The following is a 19,180-nucleotide window of genomic DNA, read 5'->3' on the forward strand; positions in this document are numbered from 1 at the left end:
CGAGGAGGCGTTCATGGGGTGGACCGAGGGAACTGTGGAGTTTCGATGATCGACGCGGTGCTGGCGGAGTGGCTGAAGTTCAGGTCGCTGCGCTCCAACTTCTACCTGCTCGCCTCGTCGCTGCTGGCGGTGTTCCTGAGCGCGGGGGTGGCCTTCATGGTCACGCGCGGCTTCGACAACCAGTCCGGCGCGGACCGGTTGCGCTTCGACAGCCTCGGCGACGGGCTGGGCACCGGGCTTCCTGTGGCCTACTTCGTGCTGGGCGCGCTCGGTGCGCTGACCATGACCGCCGAGCACGACACGAGCCTGGTGGCCGTGCCCAGGCGGCTCCTGCTGCTGTTCGCCAAGGTCCCGACGCTCCTGGTGGTGGGGCTGGTCGCCGGTGAGGTGCTGGCCTTCGGCATGCACTTCGCCACGCAGGCGGTACTCGGCGACAGGGCGGGGCGGGTACTGCTGAGCGGGCAGACACTCGGGACGTCGCTGTCCGAGCCCGGCGTGCTGGCCGGGGTGGCGCTCGCCGGTGCGTCGGTGTCGTTGGTGGCGCTGGTCGGTCTCGGCGTGGGCACGGTGCTCCGCTCCACGGCCGGCTCGCTGGTCGCGCTCATCATGCTGGTGTTCGTGCTGCCCACGGCGGCCATGACGCTGCCGAACCCGTGGGGCTCGCGGATCGGCGCGTACATGATCGTGGGCGGTGGCGATCTGCTGCCGCCGCTCGCCGCCTTCGCGGTGCTGGTCGCCTATCCGGTCGTGGCCATGGCGGCGGGCGCGGTCGCCATCGTCGTGCGGGGACGCAGGACCAGGCCGCTGGTCGCGGGGGTGGCGGCCACGGGCGCGCTGGTGGCGACGGTGGTGTTCGCCCAGCCCGCGGGCGCGGCGTCCGCCATCGATTGGCAGCCGTGCCGCAAGGACATGGAGTGCGGCTCCGTCCAGGTGCCGGTGAACTGGGACCAGCCCGGCGGCAGGAAGATCAGCCTGCCGGTGGCCAGGCTCGCCGCGAACGGCACAGGGCGCAGGATCGGCACCGTCTTCTCCGTCCCGGGAGGCCCGGGCGGCTCGGGCGTCGACGACCTGGAGAAGTCGGGAGGCAACTTCTCCCACCTGCGCGATCGCTTCGACGTGGTCAGCTTCACCCCTCGCAACTCGCCCTCGCTGGAGGTCTTCTCCTCCGAGTGTCTCGTGAAGGGTCCGTGGCTGACTCTGCCGGGCGACGAGCGCGCGTACGAGAGGCTGGGCGAGGCGAACGCCGCCGCCGCGCGGCGGTGCGCGGCGCGCGACCCCGAGCTGTTCGGCCACCTCGACTCGGTCTCCGTCGCCAGGGACATCGACGCCGTCCGCGTCGCGCTCGGCGAGGAGCGGCTCAGCTTCGTGGCCACCTCCTACGGCGGCGTGCCCGCCTACGCCTACGCCAGGCTCTTCCCCTCCAGGATCAGGGCGATGTACCTGGACGGCGTGGTGAACCTGTTCCGCAGGGACGAACGCCACAAGGTCATGGAGGCGCAGTTCGACCGGTTCGTCACCTGGTGCGCCGCCAGCACCGCGTGCAAGCTGCACGGACGCGACGCGGGCGAGGCGTGGCGCGCGCTGGTGGCCGCCGCCGACCGCACGCCGATCCCCGCGGACGGCACCGCCTACAGCGGGTTCGACCTGCAGATCGCCGCCGCTCCGCACCTCGTCTCGCCTGGCGACGACCACGCGAGGTGGAAGCAGCTGGCGGAGAGCGTCGAAAGGGCCGAACGTGGCGACGCCTCGGGCTTCTCCGGCTACGTCGAGGCGGGCATCGGCAGCCCGAAGCCCATGGCCTTCGTCGGGATGAACATGACCCACTGCCTCGACGGCTTCCGCTTCCGCGACTACGCCGACTACCGCGGCGTCAGAAGGAACGGCGAGCGCCTGTCGCCGAACCTGTCGGGCAACGTGGTCTGGCACCGGCTCGGCTGCGTGGGCTGGCCGCGGCCCGTGAAGAACCCGCCCGCGCCGCTACCCACGGCCGGACTGCCGCCGTTCCTCGGCGCGGGAACGTGGACCGACTACGACGACACCGCCGACCTGGCGATGCGGGTGCCGGGCTCGTCGGCGGTCCGCTTCGAGGGACACGGGCACGGGCTCTACCTGACAGGCGACGCCTGCACGATCGCGCACGCCAACCGCTACCTCATCGATCTGCGACTGCCCCCTCGGGGAACGGTGTGCAGGCCGGAGAGCGGGTGAGCCAGTCGTGCAGGCGGGCGCGCCGTACGAGGGCGACGTCGGCGGCGAGGACGACCAGGGGCGAACCGCGGCCCGAGAGGCACCAGACCTGTGTGGTCGCGACCATGGGGACGAGCGCCGACAATTCAGTGGTGGACATCAGAGAAGGCGCGGCCGCCGACGCGGAGCGGATCGCGGCGCTGCACACCAGGAGCTGGCGGACGGCCTACGCCGGGATCTTCCCCGCCGACTACCTCGAAGGGCCCGTCGAGGAGCAGCAGGCCGCCATGTGGCACGAGAGGCTGGTCAACGGCGCCAAGGGCGAACTGCTGATCGCCGACGACGGCACGAGCATCGCGGGGTTCGCCTATCTCATCCCCGAGGACGGCCGGGTCCTGCTGGACAACCTGCACGTCGACCCCGCGCTCAAGCGGTCGGGCATCGGCGGCGTGCTGCTGCGCCACGCCCTCGACAGGGCGGCGGGCCAGGAGCTCTACCTCGAGGTGCTGAAGGAGAACAGGCCCGCCATCGCCTTCTACGAGCGCCATGGCGCCACCAGGGCCAGGGAGTTCGTCGAGCGCTTCCCCGGCTTCGAGGTGGACGTGCTCGAGTACTACTGGAGCGGGATGCGCCCTTGGTGATCCTGCGGTGCGGCGCGAGCCTGGTGTGAACCCAGGTGATGGTCAGCCAGGGGTCGGGCGCGTCCAGCTCGGCGGCGTAGTAGCGGCGGGCGGGCTCGCGCAGCGAGTAGACCAGGTGGAACGGCGTGTCGCCGCCCGCCAGCCGCCTGGCCCTGATCATGGCCATGAGCGGTACGATCCCCGACCCGCCCGCCACGAGCGTTCCAGCTCCTCGCCGTCGAAGCGGTGGCAGATCCACGCCTTGCCGTCGGGCAGGTCCTCCAGCGGCAGGTTGGTGGTGTGGCCGCCGTAGGAGTGGACGAGCGCGTACTCCGCCGCGGTCTCGACGTCCTCGAACAGCACGTCGAGCGAGACGCCCTGCCAGGTGGTGGCGAACTTGGACCACTTGGTCACGCAGGGTCAAGCGCATCGCATGGGGGTGCGAGATCTACCCGACGGCGTAGCCGGCGACCGAGGGCCAGCGGACGGTCATCACCACCGACTCCTCCTCGGCGACCCACGAGTGGTCCACCCCCACGCCCCACACGACGTAGTCACCCTGCCGCTCGAGAACCACGCTGCGGCCGGGGAACTCCAGCCTGAACCTGCCGCTGATCAGCACGAGAAGGGCGGTGCGCTTCTCGCCGTGCACCCACTGGGCGCGCTCCTCGCCCTGGGGGTGGACGCCCCACTTGATCTCGACGTCCTGGCTGTGCCGTACGTCGTCCTCGGGCTTGAAGTGCCCCAGCAGCCAGCCCCTGTCGCCGAGGGCGTCGGCCTGCGCGTGGCCGACGTAGATGCTCTCCGTCACGACCGGTGACGTTAACACGCAGGTAGGCTGCGCGCGTGATTCGTACAGCAACCGTCCAGGACGTCCCCGAGATCATCGCCATGATCCGCGAGCTCGCCGACTACGAGAAGGCGCTGCACGAGGTGCGCGTCACCCAGGAGCAGCTCGAGAGCGCCCTTTTCGGACCCAGCCCCGCCCTGCACGCCCTGATCGCCGAGCAGGACGGGCGTGTCGTGGGCTACACGCTCTGGTTCCTCAGCTTCTCCACCTGGCGCGGCACCCACGGCATCTACATGGAGGACCTCTACGTGCGCCCCGAGGCCAGGGGCGGCGGCCACGGCAAGGCGCTGATGAAGGAGCTTGCCAGGATCTGCGTGGAGCGCGGCTACCACCGCCTGGAGTGGTCCGTCCTCGACTGGAACCAGCCCACCATCGACTTCTACAAGTCGATCGGGGCGGTCCCGATGGACGAGTGGACCGTCTACCGGCTTACCGACGAGCCACTGCGGAGGCTGCCCCAACAGGCCGGATAGGGTGGCCTGACGTGCGAGACATCACTGTTTTCAGCGGCAGCGCCCACCCTGAGCTGGCCGCGGAGATCTGCGCCCACCTCGGCACCCCCCTCCATCCCGTCCGCCTCCATCGCTTCGCCAACGACTGTCTGGAAGTCCAGCTGCAGGCCAACTGCCGCGAACGGGACGTCTTCCTCATCCAGCCGCTCGTCCCTCCCGTGCAGGAGCACCTGGTCGAGCTCCTGCTCATGATCGACGCCGCGCGCGGCGCGTCGGCCGCCCGCACCACGGTCGTCATGCCGCACTACGCCTACGCCCGCTCCGACAAGAAGGACGCACCTCGCATCTCCATCGGCGGCCGCCTCGTCGCCGACCTCCTGGTGGCCGCGGGCGCCGACAGGGTGCTGGCCATGACCCTGCACTCGCCGCAGGTGCACGGCTTCTTCAGCGTCCCCGTCGACCACCTGCACGCACTGCGTGAGCTGGCCGCCCACTTCCGCCGGTACGACCTGTCCAACACCGTCGTCGTCTCCCCCGACCTCGGCAACGCCAAGGAGGCCGCCGCCTTCGCCAGGCTCCTGGGCGCCGGGGTCGCCATGGGCGCCAAGCAGCGCCTGAGCGACGACAAGGTGACGATCAGCTCGGTGATCGGTGAGGTCAAGGGCAAGGACGTCATCGTCCTCGACGACGAGATCGCCAGGGGCACGACCGTCATCGAGCTCCTCGACAGGCTGCGCGAGCGCGAGGTCAACTCGATCAGGATCGCCTGCACCCACGGGCTGTTCGCGGCCGGGGCCGTGGAGCGGCTCACCGACCGCGACGACGTGCTGGAGATCGTCTGCACCAACACCGTCCCGATCCCCGAGCCCAAGCCCGACGCCAAGCTGCGCGTGCTGTCGGTGGCGCCCGCGCTGGCCGAGGCGATGCGCCGCATCCACGAGGGCGAGTCGGTCTCCGCCCTCTTCGGCTGACCTTCCCTCCTTACGCGACCACCGCGCGAGCCACGCGGGCCAGCGCGGCGCTGATCTGGGACGGCGTCAGGCCCCGGTCCTCCCGCTGGTAGGTGTAGACGTCGGGGGCCAGGGGCGCCAGCAGGGTGTCGACCAGCGCGTCGGCGTCCCGCACGCCGTCCAGCAGCGATCTGACGTGGACGCGCCAGAAGCCGTACGCGCCCGTCTCGAAGCGGGAGCGGCCCACCTCCGATCCGAGGATCAGGTGGGCGTGCTCCTCCAGCAGCTCCACCATCGCCGCGTAGAAGGCGGCCATGCGCTCGGCGGCGGGCGCCCCCCGGTCCGAGCGGCGGCTCGCCGCGGATCAGCTTCTCCTGCAGCACGCGTTCGTGCTCGTCGAGCAGGGCCACGGCGATCGAGGCCCGGTCGGGGAAGCGGCGGTAGAGCGTGCCCCGCCCGACGCCCGCGGCCTTCGCGATGTCGTCCATGGTGACGTTCGGCGCGCCCTTGGCCCTGAACAGTCCTGCGGCGGCCTCCAGGATCCTGGCGCGGTTGCGGGCGGCGTCGGCTCTCTCCATGTGGACATGGTGTCCGGTTATCGGGTAGCTTCGCAAGTGGACACCGTGTCCGCTTAGTGAGGAGCCCCCTGTGAACCTGTTGCACCTCGACGCCAGCGCCAGGCGCGCGTCCTTCTCCCGCGAGCTGTCCAGGATCTACGCAGACGCCTGGCGCACCGCCAACCCCGACGGCGGCTACACCTACAGAGACCTGGCCGCCTCGCCCGTCCCCCACATCGACGAGGCCTGGACCGAGCTCTGCGACTACGTGCTCGCCCACGAGATCACCGAGATCGCGCGCTACCGCGAGGCGGTGCGCACCCCGGCGCAGGAGCGGGCATGGGCCGTTCTGGAGCCGATGCTCGACGAGGTGGTCGCGGCCGACGTGATCCTCATCGGCACGCCGATGTACAACTACTCGATCCCCTCGTCGCTGAAGGCCTGGCTCGACCAGATCACCTTCCCGAAGATGTCGCTCAAGGGGCGCTCGTTCGTGGTGACCAGCGCGAGGGGCGGAGCGTACGGACCCGGCACGCCCAAGGAGGCCGTGGACCACCAGGAGCGCTACCTGCGCGACTTCTTCCTCGGCCACTTCGCCGTGTCCGAGGTGAGCTTCGTCCACGCCGAGCTGGTGAATTCGCTGATCGACCCCGGGCTCGCGCACCTGCGTGAGCGGCACCTGGAGTCGGTGGCCAGGGCGCGAAAGGAGGCGGGACGGTGAACTGGGTCTATCTCGCTCTCGCCGGCCTGGTCGAGGTGGCCTGGTCGCAGAGCATCAAGCCGACGCAGAACTTCACCAGGCCCGTGCCGACGGCGATCTCCCTGGTGCTGATGGCGGCGGCGGTATGGCTGCTGTCCAAGGCGATGGACACCCTGCCCGTCGGCACCGCGTACGCCGTCTTCACCGGCATCGGCGCGGTGGGCGCGATCACGCTGGGCATCGTGTTCAACGACGACCCCGTCAGCGTGGGGCGCATGGCCGCGCTGTCGCTGATCGTGGGCGGCGTGGTCCTGGCCAGGGTCACCGCCTGACCGTCCGAAGGGCGGCATTTCCGGCTCGTGAGTAGGATCGCGGACGTGGCTGAAATCAGGGAGCTGTATCTGACTGCGGCGGCCTCAGCGGTGGCCCTGCTTCGCGACCAGGCGGTGGCGGCGGCCTGGGCCAAGCCCAGCGCGCTCACCGAGTTCAGCGTGGCCGGCCTGGCCGGCCACCTGGCTCAGCAGATCTTCAGAGTCGACCTCGCCCTGGGCGCGGAGCCGAACGGCTCCGTCATCCCGCTCAGGGAGCACTACGCCCGCTCCGCCTGGGTCACGGCCGGCCTCGGGCACGAGTCGAACGTCAGCATCAGGCGCGGCGGCGAGGACACGGCGGCGGAGGGGCCAGGCTCGCTGGTGGCCCTCGCCCAGGCCGGCCTCGACAAGCTCACGGTCGCCCTGCGAGCCGAGCCGGCCGACAGGGTGCTCGGGCTGCCGTGGGCGCAGTGGTCGCTGACGCTCGACGACTTCCTGCTCACCAGGCTCATGGAGCTCGTCGTCCACTCCGACGACCTGGCGGCCAGCGTGGGCATCCCGACGCCCGAGCTGCCTCAGGACGTCATCGATCCGGTGGTCGACCTGCTGGCGCGGCTGGCCGTCCACCGGCACGGGCCGACGGCGGTGATCCGCGCGCTGAGCAGGACCGAGCGCGCGCCCGCGACGATAAGCGCCTTCTGAGCCCGCCGGAGGCCGATCAGGCGGAGGGTGAGCTCAGCAGGCGCATGGCCTCGGCCACGTCGTGAGCCGACGGCGCGGTGGCGGGATCGAGCAGCCACTGCGCCAGCAGTCCCGTGAGCATCGCCTGGTAGAAGGAGCCGAGCACGCGCGCCCGCTCGGGCTCGGCCTCGGGGTCGATCTCGCTGAAGATCTCCGCGAGCCCGAGCCGCGCGGCCTCCACGCCCGCGGCGAGGTGCTCGCGCATCTCCGGCAGGTGGTCGATCTGTCCCAGGATCTCGAACTGCGTCGCCCACAGGGGCCTCAGTTGTTCGAAGGTGTCGATGACCCGCTTCCACGCCGCCTCGAAGCGCTCCATGGGGCTCGCCTCGGGATCGAGGTCGCCCTTCAGCGCGACCTCCAGGGAGTCGCCCCACTCCTTCATCGACTCGAACAGCGCCTCGTTGAGCAGCGCCTCCTTCGACCCGAAGTGGTAACCGATCCCCGCCAGGCTGACCCCTGAGGCGTTGGCGATGTCGCGTGCGGTGGTGCGCGTGTATCCCTTCTCGACCAGGCAGCGCTTGGCGCCCTTGAGCAGGTCTTCGCGATTTCCTCCCATCGCCCCAACCTAGCACAATTGTCTTAGACGTTCATCCAAGCCGCGGACGAGCGCCGCGAGCCCCAGCTCGAAAGCGGCCATGGCCCGCGCGGGCGGCGCGTCCTTCAACGCCAACGAGAGCAGGGGGAGCTCCTGCGAGGAAGGATCGATCATGACACTGGGCGCGGCCAGGTCGAGCGCGGAGCCGATCGCGAACGACTCGATCGCGGTGAACACCGTGACCACCTGATCGCTCGGCCATCCCGCCCGCTCCAGCAGCGCCACCGCGCGCTCGTACATCGCCAGCGTGGCGGGCGACCTGATCGTGGTCGTGGACAGCAGCTTCGCGGTGTTGGGATGGCGGGCGAAGGCGGCCAGGTACGACCTGGCCCATACGGCGAGCGCCTCCTGCCACGGCTCCCCGTCCAGCGCGTCCACGTCCATCTCGGCCACGACCAGGTCGCGCACGCCCTCGACGATCTCCTCGCGGCCCGAGACGTGGTTGTACAGCGAAGCGGCCTGCACGCCGAGCCTCCTGGCCAGGCGCGTCACGGTCAGCGCCTCGGAACCCTCCTCGTCCACCAGCGCCAGAGCAGCGGCGAAGATGCCCTCCCTGCTCAGGATCGGCCGCCGCGGTCTTCCCATCACGTGCCCCCTTCGAGTACCGTCCCACCAACAAACTAACGCCTTTAGTTTCGGAGCCGGCCATGTCTCTGTCACGCAATGCCATCGGCACCGCTGACCTGGTCTTCTTCGTCGTGGCCGCGGCCGCTCCCCTCACCGTCATGGCAGGGGTGGCGCCGCTGGCGATCGGCATCGGCGGCGTCGCCGCTCCGCTCGGCTACCTGCTGTCGGGCATGGTCGTCGGCCTGTTCGCGGCCGGGTTCACGGCGATGAGCGGGCACGTGCGCAACGCGGGAGCCTTCTACGCCTATATCGGCAGGGGCCTGGGCAAGGCGACGGGCCTCGGCTCGGCGTACGTCGCGGTCATCTCCTACAACCTCATCGGCATCGGGCTGATGGCCGCCTTCGGGGTGTTCGCCGCCTCGACGATGGCCGACGTCTTCGGGCTCGACGTGCCATGGCAGGCGTGGACGCTGCTGTGCGTGGCGGCCGTGGGCGTGCTCGGCTACCTGAAGATCACGCTCAGCGCCAAGGTGCTGGGCGTGGCGCTCGCGCTCGAAGTGCTGATCCTGCTGGTCTTCGAGGTGTCGGTGCTGGTCAGCGGCGCGGAGTTGTCGCTCAGCCCGTTCAACCCCGCCGAGCTGTTCTCGGGCGGCGCGGGCGGCATGTTCGTACTGTCGATCGGCGCGTTCATCGGCTTCGAGGCGACCGCGATCTACGCCGAGGAGGCGAGAGACCCTCAGCGGACGGTGCCGAAGGCCACCTACGCCGCCGTCGCCTTCCTCGCGCTCTTCTACACCTTCACCGTGTGGATGATCATCAACGCCTACGGTGCGGACAGGGCCGTCGAGGTGGCCAACGGCGAAGGCGGCGCGGACATGGTCTTCACCGCCACCGCCTCCTTCGCGGGCAAGTGGGCAGCGGACGCGATGCACCTGCTGATCGTGACGAGCTGCTTCGCCGCCGCCCTGGCCTTCCACAACGCCTCCACCCGATACTTCTACGCCCTCGGCCGCGAGGGCGTGCTGCCCAGGCCGCTCGCCAGAATCTCGGCGCACAACGGCTCGCCGTACGTCGCGGTGATCACACAGGTCGTGATCTCCGTGCTCATCATCGTGGCGGGCATCGTCGCGGGCTCCGACCCCTACGCCGTGATCTTCCTGTGGACGAACGGCACCGGCATCATCGGGGTCATGGTCCTGCAGGCGCTGGCCGCGCTGTCGGTGGTGGCCTTCTTCAGGAAGGATCGCCGAGGCTTCAGCGCAGGACGCGTGCTCGTCGCGCCCTTCTCCGCCTTCGTCCTCCTCGCGGTGATCATCGTGCTGGTGGTGACCAACTTCGAGCTCATCACCGGGGCGACGGGCACCGTGAACGCCCTGCTCATCCTGCCCGTCCCCGTCGTCTTCGCGCTCGGCGCGCTGCTCGCCCTGCGCATCCGGCGCCACGACCCCGCCCGTTACGCCCAACTCACCACGGAGGAAGCCACCCGTGCCTGACCTGCACTTCACCAACGGCACCGTCTGGACGGGCACGGAGACGGCCACCTCGCTGGCCGTCTCCGGCGGAAGGATCGTCTCGCGACCCTCCCCCGGCGCCACCGTGGTGGACCTGCAGGGCGGCCTGCTCATGCCGTCCTTCGGCGACGGGCACGCGCACCCGATGTTCGGCGGCCTCGAGGCGCAGGGTCCGCAGATCAAGGGCCTGACCACGGTGTCGGAGATCGTCGCGGAGGTGGGGCGCCACGCCGCGGAGCACCCGTCGCAGGAGTGGATCGTCGGGGGCAGCTACGACCCCTCCATCGCCCCCTTCGGCGAGTTCGACGCGCGCTGGCTGGACGAGGCGGTCGCCGACAGGCCCGTGGTGCTGCGCGCCTACGACTACCACACCGTCTGGTGCAACACCGCGGCGCTGGAGCGGGCGGGGATCGGCCCCTCGACGCCCGATCCCCGGCTGGGCTGGATCCTGCGCAGGCCCGACGGCAGCGCGCTCGGCACGCTCAGGGAGTGGCACGCCTGCGACCTCGTCCTCGACCTGGTACCCGCCAAGTCCCTGGACGAGCTGGTCGAGGGACTGGCCGAGGCGGGCAGGACCATGGCCGCCGCGGGGATCACCTGGGTGCAGGACGCCTGGGTCGAGCCGTCCATGGTGCAGGCGTACCTGGAGGCCTCCAGGCGCGGCGCGCTGCGCTTCCGCGCCAACCTCGCCTTCCGCGCCGACCCCGACACCTGGACGGCCCAGCGCCCCGCCTTCTCCTCCCTGCGAGACACCGTCAACCGCGCAGGGGAGGCGCTCGTCACCGCGAACACCGTCAAGTTCTTCGCCGACGGCGTCATCGAGGGCGGCACCGCGGCCATGCTGGAGCCGTACGTGGACGTGCCGCACTCCTGCGGCATGCCCGTCTGGGAGCCCGCCGCGCTGGCCGAGGCCGTGGCCGCGTTCGACGCCGACGGCTTCCAGGTGCACATCCACGCGATCGGCGACGGCGGGATCAGGGCCGCGCTGGACGCCGTCGAGAGGGCGGCACGGGAGAACCCCGCGTGGGACCGCCGCCCCGTCATCGCGCACACCCAGCTCGTCGACCCCGCCGACCTGCCGCGCTTCGCCGAGCTCGGCGTGATCGCCAACTTCGAGCCGCTGTGGGCGCAACTCGACCCGCTGCAGACCGAGCTGACCGTGCCCAGGCTCGGCCCCTCCCGCGCGGACCTGCAGTACCCGATGCGGACCCTGCGCGAGCTCGGCGCCACGCTGTCGTTCGGCAGCGACTGGCCCGTCAGCTCGCACGAACCGCTGCTCGGCATCCAGGTCGCGACGACCAGGCAGACCCTGGACGGCGCGGGCGAAGCGTGGACACCGGACGAACGGCTCTCGGTCGAGGACGCGCTCGCGGCCTACACCTCGGGAGTCGCCTACCAGGCCTTCGCCGAGGCCGACCGCGGCGCCCTGGACACCGGCAAGGCGGCCGACCTGGTGTGGCTGTCGGCCGACCCGCGCGCCGAGGACCCGCTGCGGCTCAGGCACATCAAGGTGCTCGGCACCTGGCTGGCGGGAGAGCGCACCTTCTGAGCGGCGGGGTCAGAGGATCCGGTCGGTGCGGTGGCGGTCGAGCGCCCTGCCGTACCGGTGGGAGACCTCCGGCATGATCGACTCGCCGTCGGCGGCGCGCGGCAGCCCGAAGACGTATCCGGGAAAGTCGAGCTCGCGCTGCACCTCCCAGATCCGTTCGTCCCGGTCGGGCGGGAACAGCTCGGCAGGGTCGCCCACGGCCACCCAGCCGATCGGCACGGTCGTGTCCTCCGGCACGTCGGTGCGCTCGACGGGGCCGCCCTCCGCGGTGAGAACCGCGCCGAACAGCACCCTGCAGCCTGGACCCACCCGGACCTCACCGCAGAGTGTGGCGGTCGGGGCGACGTAGGCCGTGGGATCGACGGCCGGGCTCACGCCCTGGTGTTCGAGCAGCATGCCTCCATCATGCGGACGGCCGGATCAGCATGTCCACGTAGACGAGGTTGACGACGACGTGGATGAGGATGATCACCCAGATGTTGCGGTAGCGGGCCCACAGATAGCCCTGCATCAGGCCGAACAGACCCTGCGCGGCGACCACCGAGGCCAGGCCGATGCCGATCGCGTCGGGCCTGATGTGGCTGACGTGCATCGCGGCGAACAGCAGCGAGGTGGCGAGGATGCCGGGCCAGGTGCCGTACAGGGCTTCCAGGCGGGTCTGCAGCCACCCTCTGTAGAAGATCTCCTCCAGCACGCTGGCGGTGAGCAGCGTGATCAGGGAGCCCACGGCGAGCGTGACGGGGTCGGGCAGCTGCTGGGTGAGCGGCGGCGAGAGCGGGCTGACCTCTGCCAGCAGGAACCAGGCCAGGACGGCGGGCAGCGGCGCCAGCCAGGTCACCGGCGCGGGCATGGACCTGGCGGCGGGGCCGCCCTTCCTCAGCAGCCTGAACCCCACCAGCGGCACCACCAGCAGGATGGCGACCTTGACCACGGGGTAGAGCAGGCCGCGTCCCACGAGCAGGACGGCGAGGGGGAAGACGAGCGCCGCGGCCACCAGCAGCCGGCTCTCACTGACCAGTCTGGGCCTCGGGAGCTCGGCCAGGGGCCGGGGCGGCGGCACGCGCGGCGGAACCAGGCGAGCCAGGATGATCGCGGCGAGGGGCGGCAGCAGCGTGGCCCAGAGGGTGACGCCCGTGGCGCCCGGATCGGCCGACATCCGGATCTCGGTGTTGCCGGTGAGGATCAGCGTCGCGTAGGCGACGACGAACGCCGCCAGGCCCACGCCCGTCACGATGGCGCTTCTGGACATGATGTTCATGATTGCCGGGCTTTCGCCCGCTTTCCTCCTGCGGGGGGACCAGGCGGATGTCATCCCTTAGATTTACTCTGGCTCGCCGTCAACGCGCCGAACACCTACCGCTCGCTGCGCCCGCCCGCCACGCCGAAGCGGATCGCGCGGGCGGAGGCTGCGATGGGGACGCGCTTCCCCGACGCGCTCAAGGCCTCACTGCTGCGCCACGACGGGGCTGTACTTCACCGACGGCCGGCCCTGCTACCTCCACTTCCTCGAGGAGCTGGCCAGGACGCTGGAGTCGGGCAGGCGGTGGCGCGGCTTCACGCCCTCCGGCACGCCAGAGGGCGATCTCGTGTGGGACTGAGCTCCTGGCCGCGCGGGTCTCAGCGCACGACGGCCTCGTCCGCCGCCATCGTGTCCGCGTAGTAGCAGGCGGCCTGCGCCTCGGGTACGGCAGGCAGCACCTCCAGCAGCTCCGACCTGCACCGCGAGTCGACCCCCGCCAGAGCCGCCGCGCCTGAGGCCAGCACCTGGCAGCGGGCGTGGAAGCGGCAGCCACCGGGGATGCGCGTCGGGTCCGGCGGCTCGCCGCTCAGCACCACCCGCTCGGGCGACTCGGGGAGCACAGACAGCAGCGCCTGCGTGTAGGGATGCTTCGGCTCCTTCAGCACCTCCTCGACGGGCCCCGACTCGACGATCCTGCCGAGGTACATCACCGCCACCCTGTCGGCGATGTTCCAGGCCAGGCCGAGGTCGTGGGTGACGACCAGGGCCGACAGGCCGAGCTCCTCGCGCAGCTTCAGCAGCAGGGCCAGGATCTCGCCCCTGACGCTGGCGTCGAGCGAGGCCACCGGCTCGTCGGCGACGAGCATGCGCGGGTTGAGCGCGAGCGCGCCGGCGATGACCACGCGCTGGCGCTGCCCTCCGGACAGCTCGTGCGGGTAGCGCAGGAAGAACCGCTCGGGAGGCCTGAGCCCCGCCCTGGACAGCGCCTCGGCGACGACCTGTTCCTCGTTGGCCATGCCGTGGATGCGCGGCCCCTCGGCGACCGCCTCGTAGACGGTGTGCCTGGGGTTCAGCGAACCCGTGGGGTCCTGGAGGACGAGCTGGGCTTCACGGCGGTAGGCCTTGAGCGCCTTGCTGGTGTAGGTCAGCGGCTGCCCGCCGTACAGGACGGTGCCGCTGGTGGGGCGCTCCAGGCCGAGCAGGGTGCGCGCCAGCGTGGTCTTGCCGCAGCCGGACTCGCCGACCAGGGCCACGATCTCGCCCTCGCCGACGGCCAGGTTGACGCCGTCGACGGCTCGGGCGCGCCTGCCCCTGGAGGAGAACTCCACGTGCAGGTCGCGCGCTTGCAGGAGGGGGGTGCTCATGAGGTCTCCTTGGCGCGCTCGTCACGGGCGGCGGTCTCCAGCGAGGCCGCCGCGACCACCTCGCCCCTGCCCTGCCCGCGCTCACTGTCCGGGGAGGGCGCGGCCGGATCATCGCCGCCGGTCTCCGCGTCGGGTGAGCCGAGCTCGTCCGCGCCGGCCTTGAGGTCGGGGCGGACGTGCACGCAGGCGGCGGTGTGCGGTCCCTCGCCCTCGCGGCCCGCGGGCCACAGCTCGACGTCCAGCGACGAGCAGAGGTCGAGGGCGACGGGGCAGCGCGGATGGAACGAGCAGCCCGAAGGCAGGTCCATCGGGTCGGGCGGGTCCCCTCCGAGCCCCTTGGGCGCCATCCTGGAGACCGGGTCGCCGACCGTCGGGAAGGCCGCGGCCAGAGCGGCGCTGTAGGGGTGTCTGGCGGCGTGGAACACCTCGTGCGAGGGGCCGTTCTCGACCACCCTGCCCGCGTACATGACGGCCAGTCTGTCGCACATGTCCGCCAGGACGGACAGATCGTGAGAAATCATGATCAGGGAGATGCCGTGCGAGGCGATCAGGTCCTTGATCAGGCTGAGGACCTGCGCCTGGACCATCACGTCGAGCGCGGTCGTCGGCTCGTCGGCGATGATCAGGCGGGGCGAGCAGGCCAGCGCCATCGCGATCATCACCCGCTGCCGCTGCCCTCCGGACAACTCGTGCGGATAACTGCGCGACCGCCACGCGGGCAGCCCCACCTGCTCCAGCAGTTCGGCCACGCGGGTACGCGCCTGCGCGGGCTGGGCCAGGCCGTGCACGAGCAGCGGCTCGGCGATCTGCTCGCCGATGCGGCGCACGGGGTTGAGGCCGTGCTGGGCGCCCTGGAAGACGATGGAGGCCTCTGCCCAGCGCACCGCGCGCAGCCGTCCCCACTTCATGGCCAGGATGTCCTCGCCGTCGAGCACGATCCTGCCCTCGACCCGGGCGTCGCGGGGAAGCAGCCGCAGCAGCGCCATGGCCAGCGTCGACTTGCCCGAGCCCGACTCCCCCGCGATGCCGAGGGCCTCGCCGGGAGCCAGCGTCAGCGAGACGTCGCGCACGGCCGGGACCTCGCCGGAGGCGATGGTGTACGTCACCGAGACGTCTTCGAGCGACAAGAGGTTCATCGGCTGACTCCCCGAAGGCGTGGGTTGAGCACGGCCTCCATCGCCCGTCCGCACAGCGTGAACGCCAGCACGACCGCGACGATGCAGAGACCGGGCGCGAGGATGTACCACCAGGCCCCGGCCGTGGCCGCGCCCCAGTCGTAGGACCCGCGCAGCAACTGGCCCCACGACGCCTGACCGGAGTCGGCGCCGAGGAAGGCGAGCGTCGACTCGGCGACGATCGCGCTGGCCACCTGGAGGGTGGTGTTGGCGAGCACCAGCGGCGCGACGTTCGGCAGCACGTGCCTGGTCATCACGTGCCAGTGCCCCGCGCCGAGCGCCCTGGACCTCTCGATGTACGGCCTGGCCTCGACCGCGAGGGTCTGGGCCCTGATCAGCCTGGCCGTGGAGGCCCACGAGGTGATGCCGATCGCCAGGATGATCGTCGAGGTGCTGCCGCCGAGGATCGCCGAGAGCACCAGCGCGAGCACCAAGGAGGGCAGCACCAGGAACCAGTCGGTGATCCGCATCAGCGTGGCGGACGCCCATCCTCTGAAGTGCCCCGCCGCGATGCCGACCACGGTGCCGATCACCATGCTGAGCAGGGCGGACAGGAACCCGATGAGCAGCGAGACGCGCGAGCCCCACAGGATCATCAGCAGGATCGAGCGGCCCGACTCGTCGGTGCCCAGCAGGAACTCCAGGCTGGGCGGGGCCATCTTGTCGCCGGTCGCCTTCGTGACGTCCATGCCGGTCCTGTCGGTGATCAGCGGAGTGATCACCGCGAGCACGACGAAGACCAGCAGGACGACGGCGCCGACCACGCCCGCGCGCTGGCGGCGGTACTGCTGCCAGAACCTGGCGAGCGCGGAGCGCCTGCGCGCCCACGTCACGGCGCTCATGCCGACCTCACCCTCGGGTCAAGGACGTGGTAGGCCACGTCGGCCAGCGTGTTCATGATGATCACCGCGACGCAGACGACCATGAACGTGCCCTGCATGACCGCGAAGTCAGGGCCCTTGATCGCCTCGTAGAACAGCAGGCCGAGGCCCGGCCAGGAGTAGACGGTCTCGACGGAGACCGCGCCGCCGACCACGAAGCCGATGTGGATGAAGACGAGCGTCACGGTGGGCAGCAGGGCGTTGGGGATGGCGTGGCGTCGCCGGACCATGTCGTCGCGCAGGCCCTTGGCGCGCGCGGTCGTCACGTAGTCCTGGCCGATCTCGTCCAGCAGCGACGAGCGCATGACCAGCAGGTACTGCGCGTAGACCACCGCCACCAGCGTGAGGCAGGGCAGCACCATGTGGTGGGCGACGTCGAGCACGTAGCCGAAGCCGTCGGGCGCGTCGACGCTCTCCATGCCCCTGGTCGGGAAGAGCCCGGGGATCGGGCCGATGCCCGCGCCCAGCACCATGAGCAGCAGCAGGCCGAGCCAGAAGGTGGGCACCGACCACAGCACGAGCGAGACGCCGGTGGAGAAGCGGTCGAGGCGGCCGCCGTGGTGCCATGCGGCGCGGGTGCCCTGCCACAGGCCGAGGCTGACCGCGATGAACAGGCCGACGCCCGTGAGCAGCAGTGTGGGGCCGACGCGCTCGCCGATGAGGTCGGTGACAGGGCGCTTGTACTCGTAGGAGGTGCCGAGGTCGAACTGCAGCGTCCTCAGCACGAAGTCGGCGAACTGCTGCATGAGCGGCTTGTCCAGGCCCATCTGCCTGCGCAGCAGTTCGATCTGGTCGGGACTGAGCGGCACGTCACGCGTGTAGGCGATCACCGGGTCGCCGGGGATCAGGCGGAACAGGAAGAACGTCGCGACGATGACCATGCCGATGCTGAGCAGCGCCCCGCCGAGCTTGGTGAGGGCGTAGCGGAGCGTGCCCCGGTAGGCGGGCCGGTCCTCGCCGGGGCCCGCCGCCGTCTGGACGGCGGCGGGCTCGGTTTCGAGCGGAGTGGCCATTATTCGCGTTCGTCCGAGGTGGTCTTACGCCGCCTGGACAGGAGGAAACCACCGACACCGAGCACGACGACCGCGGCCGCCGCGATGCCGATGATCATGCCGGTGTTGGAGCCGCCACCGTCGGACGAGGCGCCGGTGGCGACGGCGGGGGCGTCCAGGGTGATCATCGGGTAGCCGCTGGCGCCGCCGTACAGGATGCCCTCGCCCTGCTTGCCCGCCGGGATCGGGGTGATGCTGGTGATCCGGTCCTTGCGGTACAGCTCGAGGTTGTTCGGGTAGTAGATCGCGATGACCGGCGCGTCGGTGTAGAGGCGCTGCTGCATCTGCTTGATCATGTCGGCGCGCTTGGTGGCGTCGAGCTCCTTGAGCTGCGACTGGTAGAGGTCCTCGTACTGCTTGTCGCAGTAGAAGGACTCGGTGCCGCCGCCCTCGCCCGTCGGGGTCGGCCTGCGGCTGCACAGGTGCGTGGCCAGGACCTCTTCGGGGTCGGGGTTGACCGACCAGCCGCTGATCGCGATGTCGAACAGCGCGGTGCTGCCGGTCTCCTCGGTGAACTTGTTGGAGTCGAGCTTGCGCGTGGTCAGCGTGATGCCGATCTCCTTGAACCACCCGGTGAGGAACTGGGCCAGCTTGTCCTCGGTGGGGGTGTCGGTGTGGATGCTGAAGCGCATCTCGAGCTTCCGCTTGCCGTCAGGCATGGTGCGGACGCCGTCGTCTCCCTTCTTGTACCCGGCCTCGTCGAGGATCTGGTTGGCCTTGGCGAGGTCGAAGGAGATCTTGTCCGCGCCGGCGGCCTCCCAGAAGAAGTCGGTGTACATCGGCGGCACGATCGAGCCGCTGGCGGGGACCGCCAGGCCGTTCTGGACCTGGTCGACGAGGGCCTGCTTGTCGATCGCGTGGTGGATGGCCTGGCGGACCTTCGGGTCCTTCAGCGCCGGGTGGCCGTCACCGATCTCCTTGTCGTCGGAGGTGGTGGCGCCGTGGTTGATCTGCAGGTACGCGGCCCGGCGGCCCGGGGTGTTCCACTGCACGATGTTCGCGTCGCCCGCGCCCGCCTCGAACTGCGGCGCGGCCAGGCGGCCGATCAGGTCGATGTCGCCCTTCTTCAGGCCCGCGATGGCGGCCTCGGGGTTCTCGTAGAAGATGACCTGAAGCTCGTCGATCTTGGGCTTGCCCTGCCAGTAGTCAGGGTTGGCCTTGAGCTTGACGTAGTTGTCCTTCTTGTGCTCGATCGGGATGTACGCGCCGTTGGTGACCGCAGGGTAGGTCTCGTTCTCGAACGTGGCCATGTCGCCGACCTTCTCCCAGATGTGCTTGGGCACGATCGGGATCGGGTTCGACAGCATCGACGCCTGCGGCGCCTTGGTCTTGATCACCAGAGTGCGGTCGTCCGTCGCGGTGACCGTCTCGAAGTTCTCCACGGCGGGACCGTTGCCGGTCTTGGCCGCGTCATCCGTCATGATCTTGTTGAACGTCCAGGCCGCGTCGTGCGCGGTGACCGGCTGACCGTCCGACCACTTGGCCTGCCGGATCTTGAAGGTCCAGGTCAGCCCGTCGTCCGACGACTCCCAGGACTCGGCCAGGTCAGGGCCAGGCTTCAGCGTCTTGGGGTCGGGCGCGGTGAGGAACATGTACGTCCATCGCTGGAGCTGGCCCGCGATCAGCCGTACCGCCAGGAACGGGTTCATCGAGTCGACCGACTGGATCGAGCCGATCCTGACGGTCTTCTTGCCCGTCGTAGCAGGGTCAGCGGCCTGGGCGGCGGTGACGGGTGCCGCCAGGACTAGAGCCACCCCGAGCGCCGTCAGGCGCGCGAGCCATTTACCCATTGTTGGTTGCCTCACTCTCAGGCAGGGGGAGACCTGTTAATAGAGAAAGGCACACCATCCCAACATCGCGTGTCAACGAGTGGCGGAA

The 19,180-nt window shown here is 70.4% G+C and carries 21 protein-coding genes and 1 pseudogene; 9 read left to right on the top strand and 13 right to left on the bottom strand.

Annotated features, from left to right (window positions below; genetic code table 11):
• Window positions 1–45: 45 nt before the first annotated feature.
• Both ABFX55_RS33045 and ABFX55_RS33050 read left to right on the top strand, forming a co-directional pair.
• A complete protein-coding gene (locus ABFX55_RS33045; protein ID WP_346126570.1) occupies window positions 46–2,208 on the top strand; it encodes an alpha/beta fold hydrolase in 2,163 nt (720 codons plus the stop codon).
• A gap of 131 nt (window positions 2,209–2,339) precedes the next feature.
• Window positions 2,340–2,828: a GNAT family N-acetyltransferase gene (locus ABFX55_RS33050; protein WP_346126571.1), complete on the top strand. Its 489-nt coding sequence runs from the start codon at window positions 2,340–2,342 to the stop codon at window positions 2,826–2,828.
• A gap of 156 nt (window positions 2,829–2,984) precedes the next feature.
• Here the strand turns inward: ABFX55_RS33050 and ABFX55_RS33055 are convergent, their stop codons facing one another.
• Both ABFX55_RS33055 and ABFX55_RS33060 read right to left on the bottom strand, forming a co-directional pair.
• The gene (locus ABFX55_RS33055; RefSeq protein WP_346126572.1) at window positions 2,985–3,221 is read right to left on the bottom strand and encodes a molybdopterin-dependent oxidoreductase; all 237 of its coding nucleotides are present in this window, start codon (window positions 3,219–3,221) and stop codon (window positions 2,985–2,987) included.
• A 34-nt stretch (window positions 3,222–3,255) separates the two neighbouring features.
• Entirely contained in the window at window positions 3,256–3,618 is a 363-nt protein-coding gene (locus tag ABFX55_RS33060) for a cupin domain-containing protein (protein WP_346126573.1), read from the bottom strand.
• A 35-nt stretch (window positions 3,619–3,653) separates the two neighbouring features.
• On the opposite strand from ABFX55_RS33060, the gene ABFX55_RS33065 reads away from it, so the two are divergent.
• Both ABFX55_RS33065 and ABFX55_RS33070 read left to right on the top strand, forming a co-directional pair.
• A complete protein-coding gene (locus tag ABFX55_RS33065) occupies window positions 3,654–4,130 on the top strand; it encodes a GNAT family N-acetyltransferase (protein ID WP_346126574.1) in 477 nt (158 codons plus the stop codon).
• A gap of 11 nt (window positions 4,131–4,141) precedes the next feature.
• The gene (locus ABFX55_RS33070) at window positions 4,142–5,080 is read left to right on the top strand and encodes a ribose-phosphate diphosphokinase (RefSeq protein ID WP_346126575.1); all 939 of its coding nucleotides are present in this window, start codon (window positions 4,142–4,144) and stop codon (window positions 5,078–5,080) included.
• A gap of 10 nt (window positions 5,081–5,090) precedes the next feature.
• Here ABFX55_RS33070 and ABFX55_RS33075 read toward each other — a convergent pair whose 3' ends face one another.
• On the bottom strand, window positions 5,091–5,375 hold the full coding sequence (locus ABFX55_RS33075) for a hypothetical protein (RefSeq protein ID WP_346126576.1): 285 nt from the start codon (window positions 5,373–5,375) through the stop codon (window positions 5,091–5,093).
• Window positions 5,376–5,523: 148 nt separating this feature from the next.
• Window positions 5,524–5,637, bottom strand: a pseudogene (locus ABFX55_RS33080) (TetR family transcriptional regulator); the annotation flags it as partial.
• Window positions 5,638–5,707: 70 nt separating this feature from the next.
• On the opposite strand from ABFX55_RS33080, the gene ABFX55_RS33085 reads away from it, so the two are divergent.
• From ABFX55_RS33085 to ABFX55_RS33095, 3 genes are read left to right on the top strand one after another with little or no spacing between them, the layout of a single operon-like run.
• On the top strand, window positions 5,708–6,337 hold the full coding sequence (locus ABFX55_RS33085) for an FMN-dependent NADH-azoreductase (protein ID WP_346126577.1): 630 nt from the start codon (window positions 5,708–5,710) through the stop codon (window positions 6,335–6,337).
• A complete protein-coding gene (locus ABFX55_RS33090) occupies window positions 6,334–6,648 on the top strand; it encodes a DMT family transporter (protein WP_346126578.1) in 315 nt (104 codons plus the stop codon). Before ABFX55_RS33085 ends, ABFX55_RS33090 begins: the two co-directional genes overlap by 4 nt.
• A 45-nt stretch (window positions 6,649–6,693) precedes the next feature.
• Window positions 6,694–7,329 (top strand): maleylpyruvate isomerase N-terminal domain-containing protein, encoded by a 636-nt coding sequence (locus ABFX55_RS33095; RefSeq protein WP_346126579.1) that lies wholly within the window; start codon window positions 6,694–6,696, stop codon window positions 7,327–7,329.
• Between the two features lie 16 nt (window positions 7,330–7,345).
• On the opposite strand, the gene ABFX55_RS33100 is transcribed toward ABFX55_RS33095, so the two are convergent.
• Both ABFX55_RS33100 and ABFX55_RS33105 read right to left on the bottom strand, forming a co-directional pair.
• Window positions 7,346–7,924 carry a TetR/AcrR family transcriptional regulator gene (locus tag ABFX55_RS33100; protein ID WP_346126580.1) on the bottom strand — a complete coding sequence of 193 codons (579 nt, stop codon included), beginning with the start codon at window positions 7,922–7,924 and terminating at the stop codon, window positions 7,346–7,348.
• Between the two features lie 9 nt (window positions 7,925–7,933).
• A complete protein-coding gene (locus ABFX55_RS33105; RefSeq protein ID WP_346126581.1) occupies window positions 7,934–8,548 on the bottom strand; it encodes a TetR/AcrR family transcriptional regulator C-terminal domain-containing protein in 615 nt (204 codons plus the stop codon).
• A gap of 62 nt (window positions 8,549–8,610) precedes the next feature.
• Between ABFX55_RS33105 and ABFX55_RS33110 the strand changes: the two genes are divergently transcribed.
• Complete coding sequence (locus ABFX55_RS33110; protein ID WP_346126582.1) at window positions 8,611–10,023, top strand: APC family permease; 1,413 nt, start codon at window positions 8,611–8,613, stop codon at window positions 10,021–10,023.
• Window positions 10,016–11,590 (top strand): amidohydrolase, encoded by a 1,575-nt coding sequence (locus tag ABFX55_RS33115; protein WP_346126583.1) that lies wholly within the window; start codon window positions 10,016–10,018, stop codon window positions 11,588–11,590. Before ABFX55_RS33110 ends, ABFX55_RS33115 begins: the two co-directional genes overlap by 8 nt.
• Window positions 11,591–11,599: 9 nt before the next feature.
• Here the strand turns inward: ABFX55_RS33115 and ABFX55_RS33120 are convergent, their stop codons facing one another.
• From ABFX55_RS33120 to ABFX55_RS33150, 7 genes are all read right to left on the bottom strand, one after another.
• Window positions 11,600–11,986 (bottom strand): hypothetical protein, encoded by a 387-nt coding sequence (locus tag ABFX55_RS33120; protein ID WP_346126584.1) that lies wholly within the window; start codon window positions 11,984–11,986, stop codon window positions 11,600–11,602.
• Between the two features lie 7 nt (window positions 11,987–11,993).
• Entirely contained in the window at window positions 11,994–12,839 is an 846-nt protein-coding gene (locus ABFX55_RS33125; RefSeq protein WP_346126585.1) for a CPBP family intramembrane glutamic endopeptidase, read from the bottom strand.
• Window positions 12,840–13,207: 368 nt separating this feature from the next.
• A complete protein-coding gene (locus ABFX55_RS33130) occupies window positions 13,208–14,194 on the bottom strand; it encodes an ABC transporter ATP-binding protein (RefSeq protein ID WP_183651593.1) in 987 nt (328 codons plus the stop codon).
• Window positions 14,191–15,330 (bottom strand): ABC transporter ATP-binding protein, encoded by a 1,140-nt coding sequence (locus ABFX55_RS33135; protein ID WP_346126586.1) that lies wholly within the window; start codon window positions 15,328–15,330, stop codon window positions 14,191–14,193. Before ABFX55_RS33135 ends, ABFX55_RS33130 begins: the two co-directional genes overlap by 4 nt.
• Window positions 15,327–16,211 carry an ABC transporter permease gene (locus tag ABFX55_RS33140; RefSeq protein ID WP_346126587.1) on the bottom strand — a complete coding sequence of 295 codons (885 nt, stop codon included), beginning with the start codon at window positions 16,209–16,211 and terminating at the stop codon, window positions 15,327–15,329. Before ABFX55_RS33140 ends, ABFX55_RS33135 begins: the two co-directional genes overlap by 4 nt.
• A complete protein-coding gene (locus ABFX55_RS33145) occupies window positions 16,208–17,266 on the bottom strand; it encodes an ABC transporter permease (RefSeq protein WP_376773292.1) in 1,059 nt (352 codons plus the stop codon). Before ABFX55_RS33145 ends, ABFX55_RS33140 begins: the two co-directional genes overlap by 4 nt.
• Window positions 17,263–19,092: an ABC transporter substrate-binding protein gene (locus tag ABFX55_RS33150; protein WP_346126588.1), complete on the bottom strand. Its 1,830-nt coding sequence runs from the start codon at window positions 19,090–19,092 to the stop codon at window positions 17,263–17,265. The genes ABFX55_RS33145 and ABFX55_RS33150 overlap by 4 nt, the downstream gene beginning before the upstream one ends.
• Window positions 19,093–19,180 lie beyond the last annotated feature (88 nt).

Origin of the sequence: Nonomuraea roseola, assembly GCF_039535395.1 — a bacterium.
Lineage (GTDB): Bacteria > Actinomycetota > Actinomycetes > Streptosporangiales > Streptosporangiaceae > Nonomuraea > Nonomuraea roseola.

Bases quoted from the DNA above. Each gene is read 5' to 3' on its own strand.
- ABFX55_RS33045 (WP_346126570.1), top strand. From the start codon at position 46: ATGATCGACGCGGTGCTGGCGGAGTGGCTGAAGTTCAGGTCGCTGCGC.
- ABFX55_RS33075 (WP_346126576.1), bottom strand. From the start codon at position 5,375: ATGGCCGCCTTCTACGCGGCGATGGTGGAGCTGCTGGAGGAGCACGCC.
- ABFX55_RS33100 (WP_346126580.1), bottom strand. From the start codon at position 7,924: ATGGGAGGAAATCGCGAAGACCTGCTCAAGGGCGCCAAGCGCTGCCTG.
- ABFX55_RS33105 (WP_346126581.1), bottom strand. From the start codon at position 8,548: ATGGGAAGACCGCGGCGGCCGATCCTGAGCAGGGAGGGCATCTTCGCC.
- ABFX55_RS33110 (WP_346126582.1), top strand. From the start codon at position 8,611: ATGTCTCTGTCACGCAATGCCATCGGCACCGCTGACCTGGTCTTCTTC.
- ABFX55_RS33120 (WP_346126584.1), bottom strand. From the start codon at position 11,986: ATGCTGCTCGAACACCAGGGCGTGAGCCCGGCCGTCGATCCCACGGCC.
- ABFX55_RS33125 (WP_346126585.1), bottom strand. From the start codon at position 12,839: ATGTCCAGAAGCGCCATCGTGACGGGCGTGGGCCTGGCGGCGTTCGTC.
- ABFX55_RS33130 (WP_183651593.1), bottom strand. From the start codon at position 14,194: ATGAGCACCCCCCTCCTGCAAGCGCGCGACCTGCACGTGGAGTTCTCC.
- ABFX55_RS33135 (WP_346126586.1), bottom strand. From the start codon at position 15,330: ATGAACCTCTTGTCGCTCGAAGACGTCTCGGTGACGTACACCATCGCC.
- ABFX55_RS33140 (WP_346126587.1), bottom strand. From the start codon at position 16,211: ATGAGCGCCGTGACGTGGGCGCGCAGGCGCTCCGCGCTCGCCAGGTTC.
- ABFX55_RS33150 (WP_346126588.1), bottom strand. From the start codon at position 19,092: ATGGGTAAATGGCTCGCGCGCCTGACGGCGCTCGGGGTGGCTCTAGTC.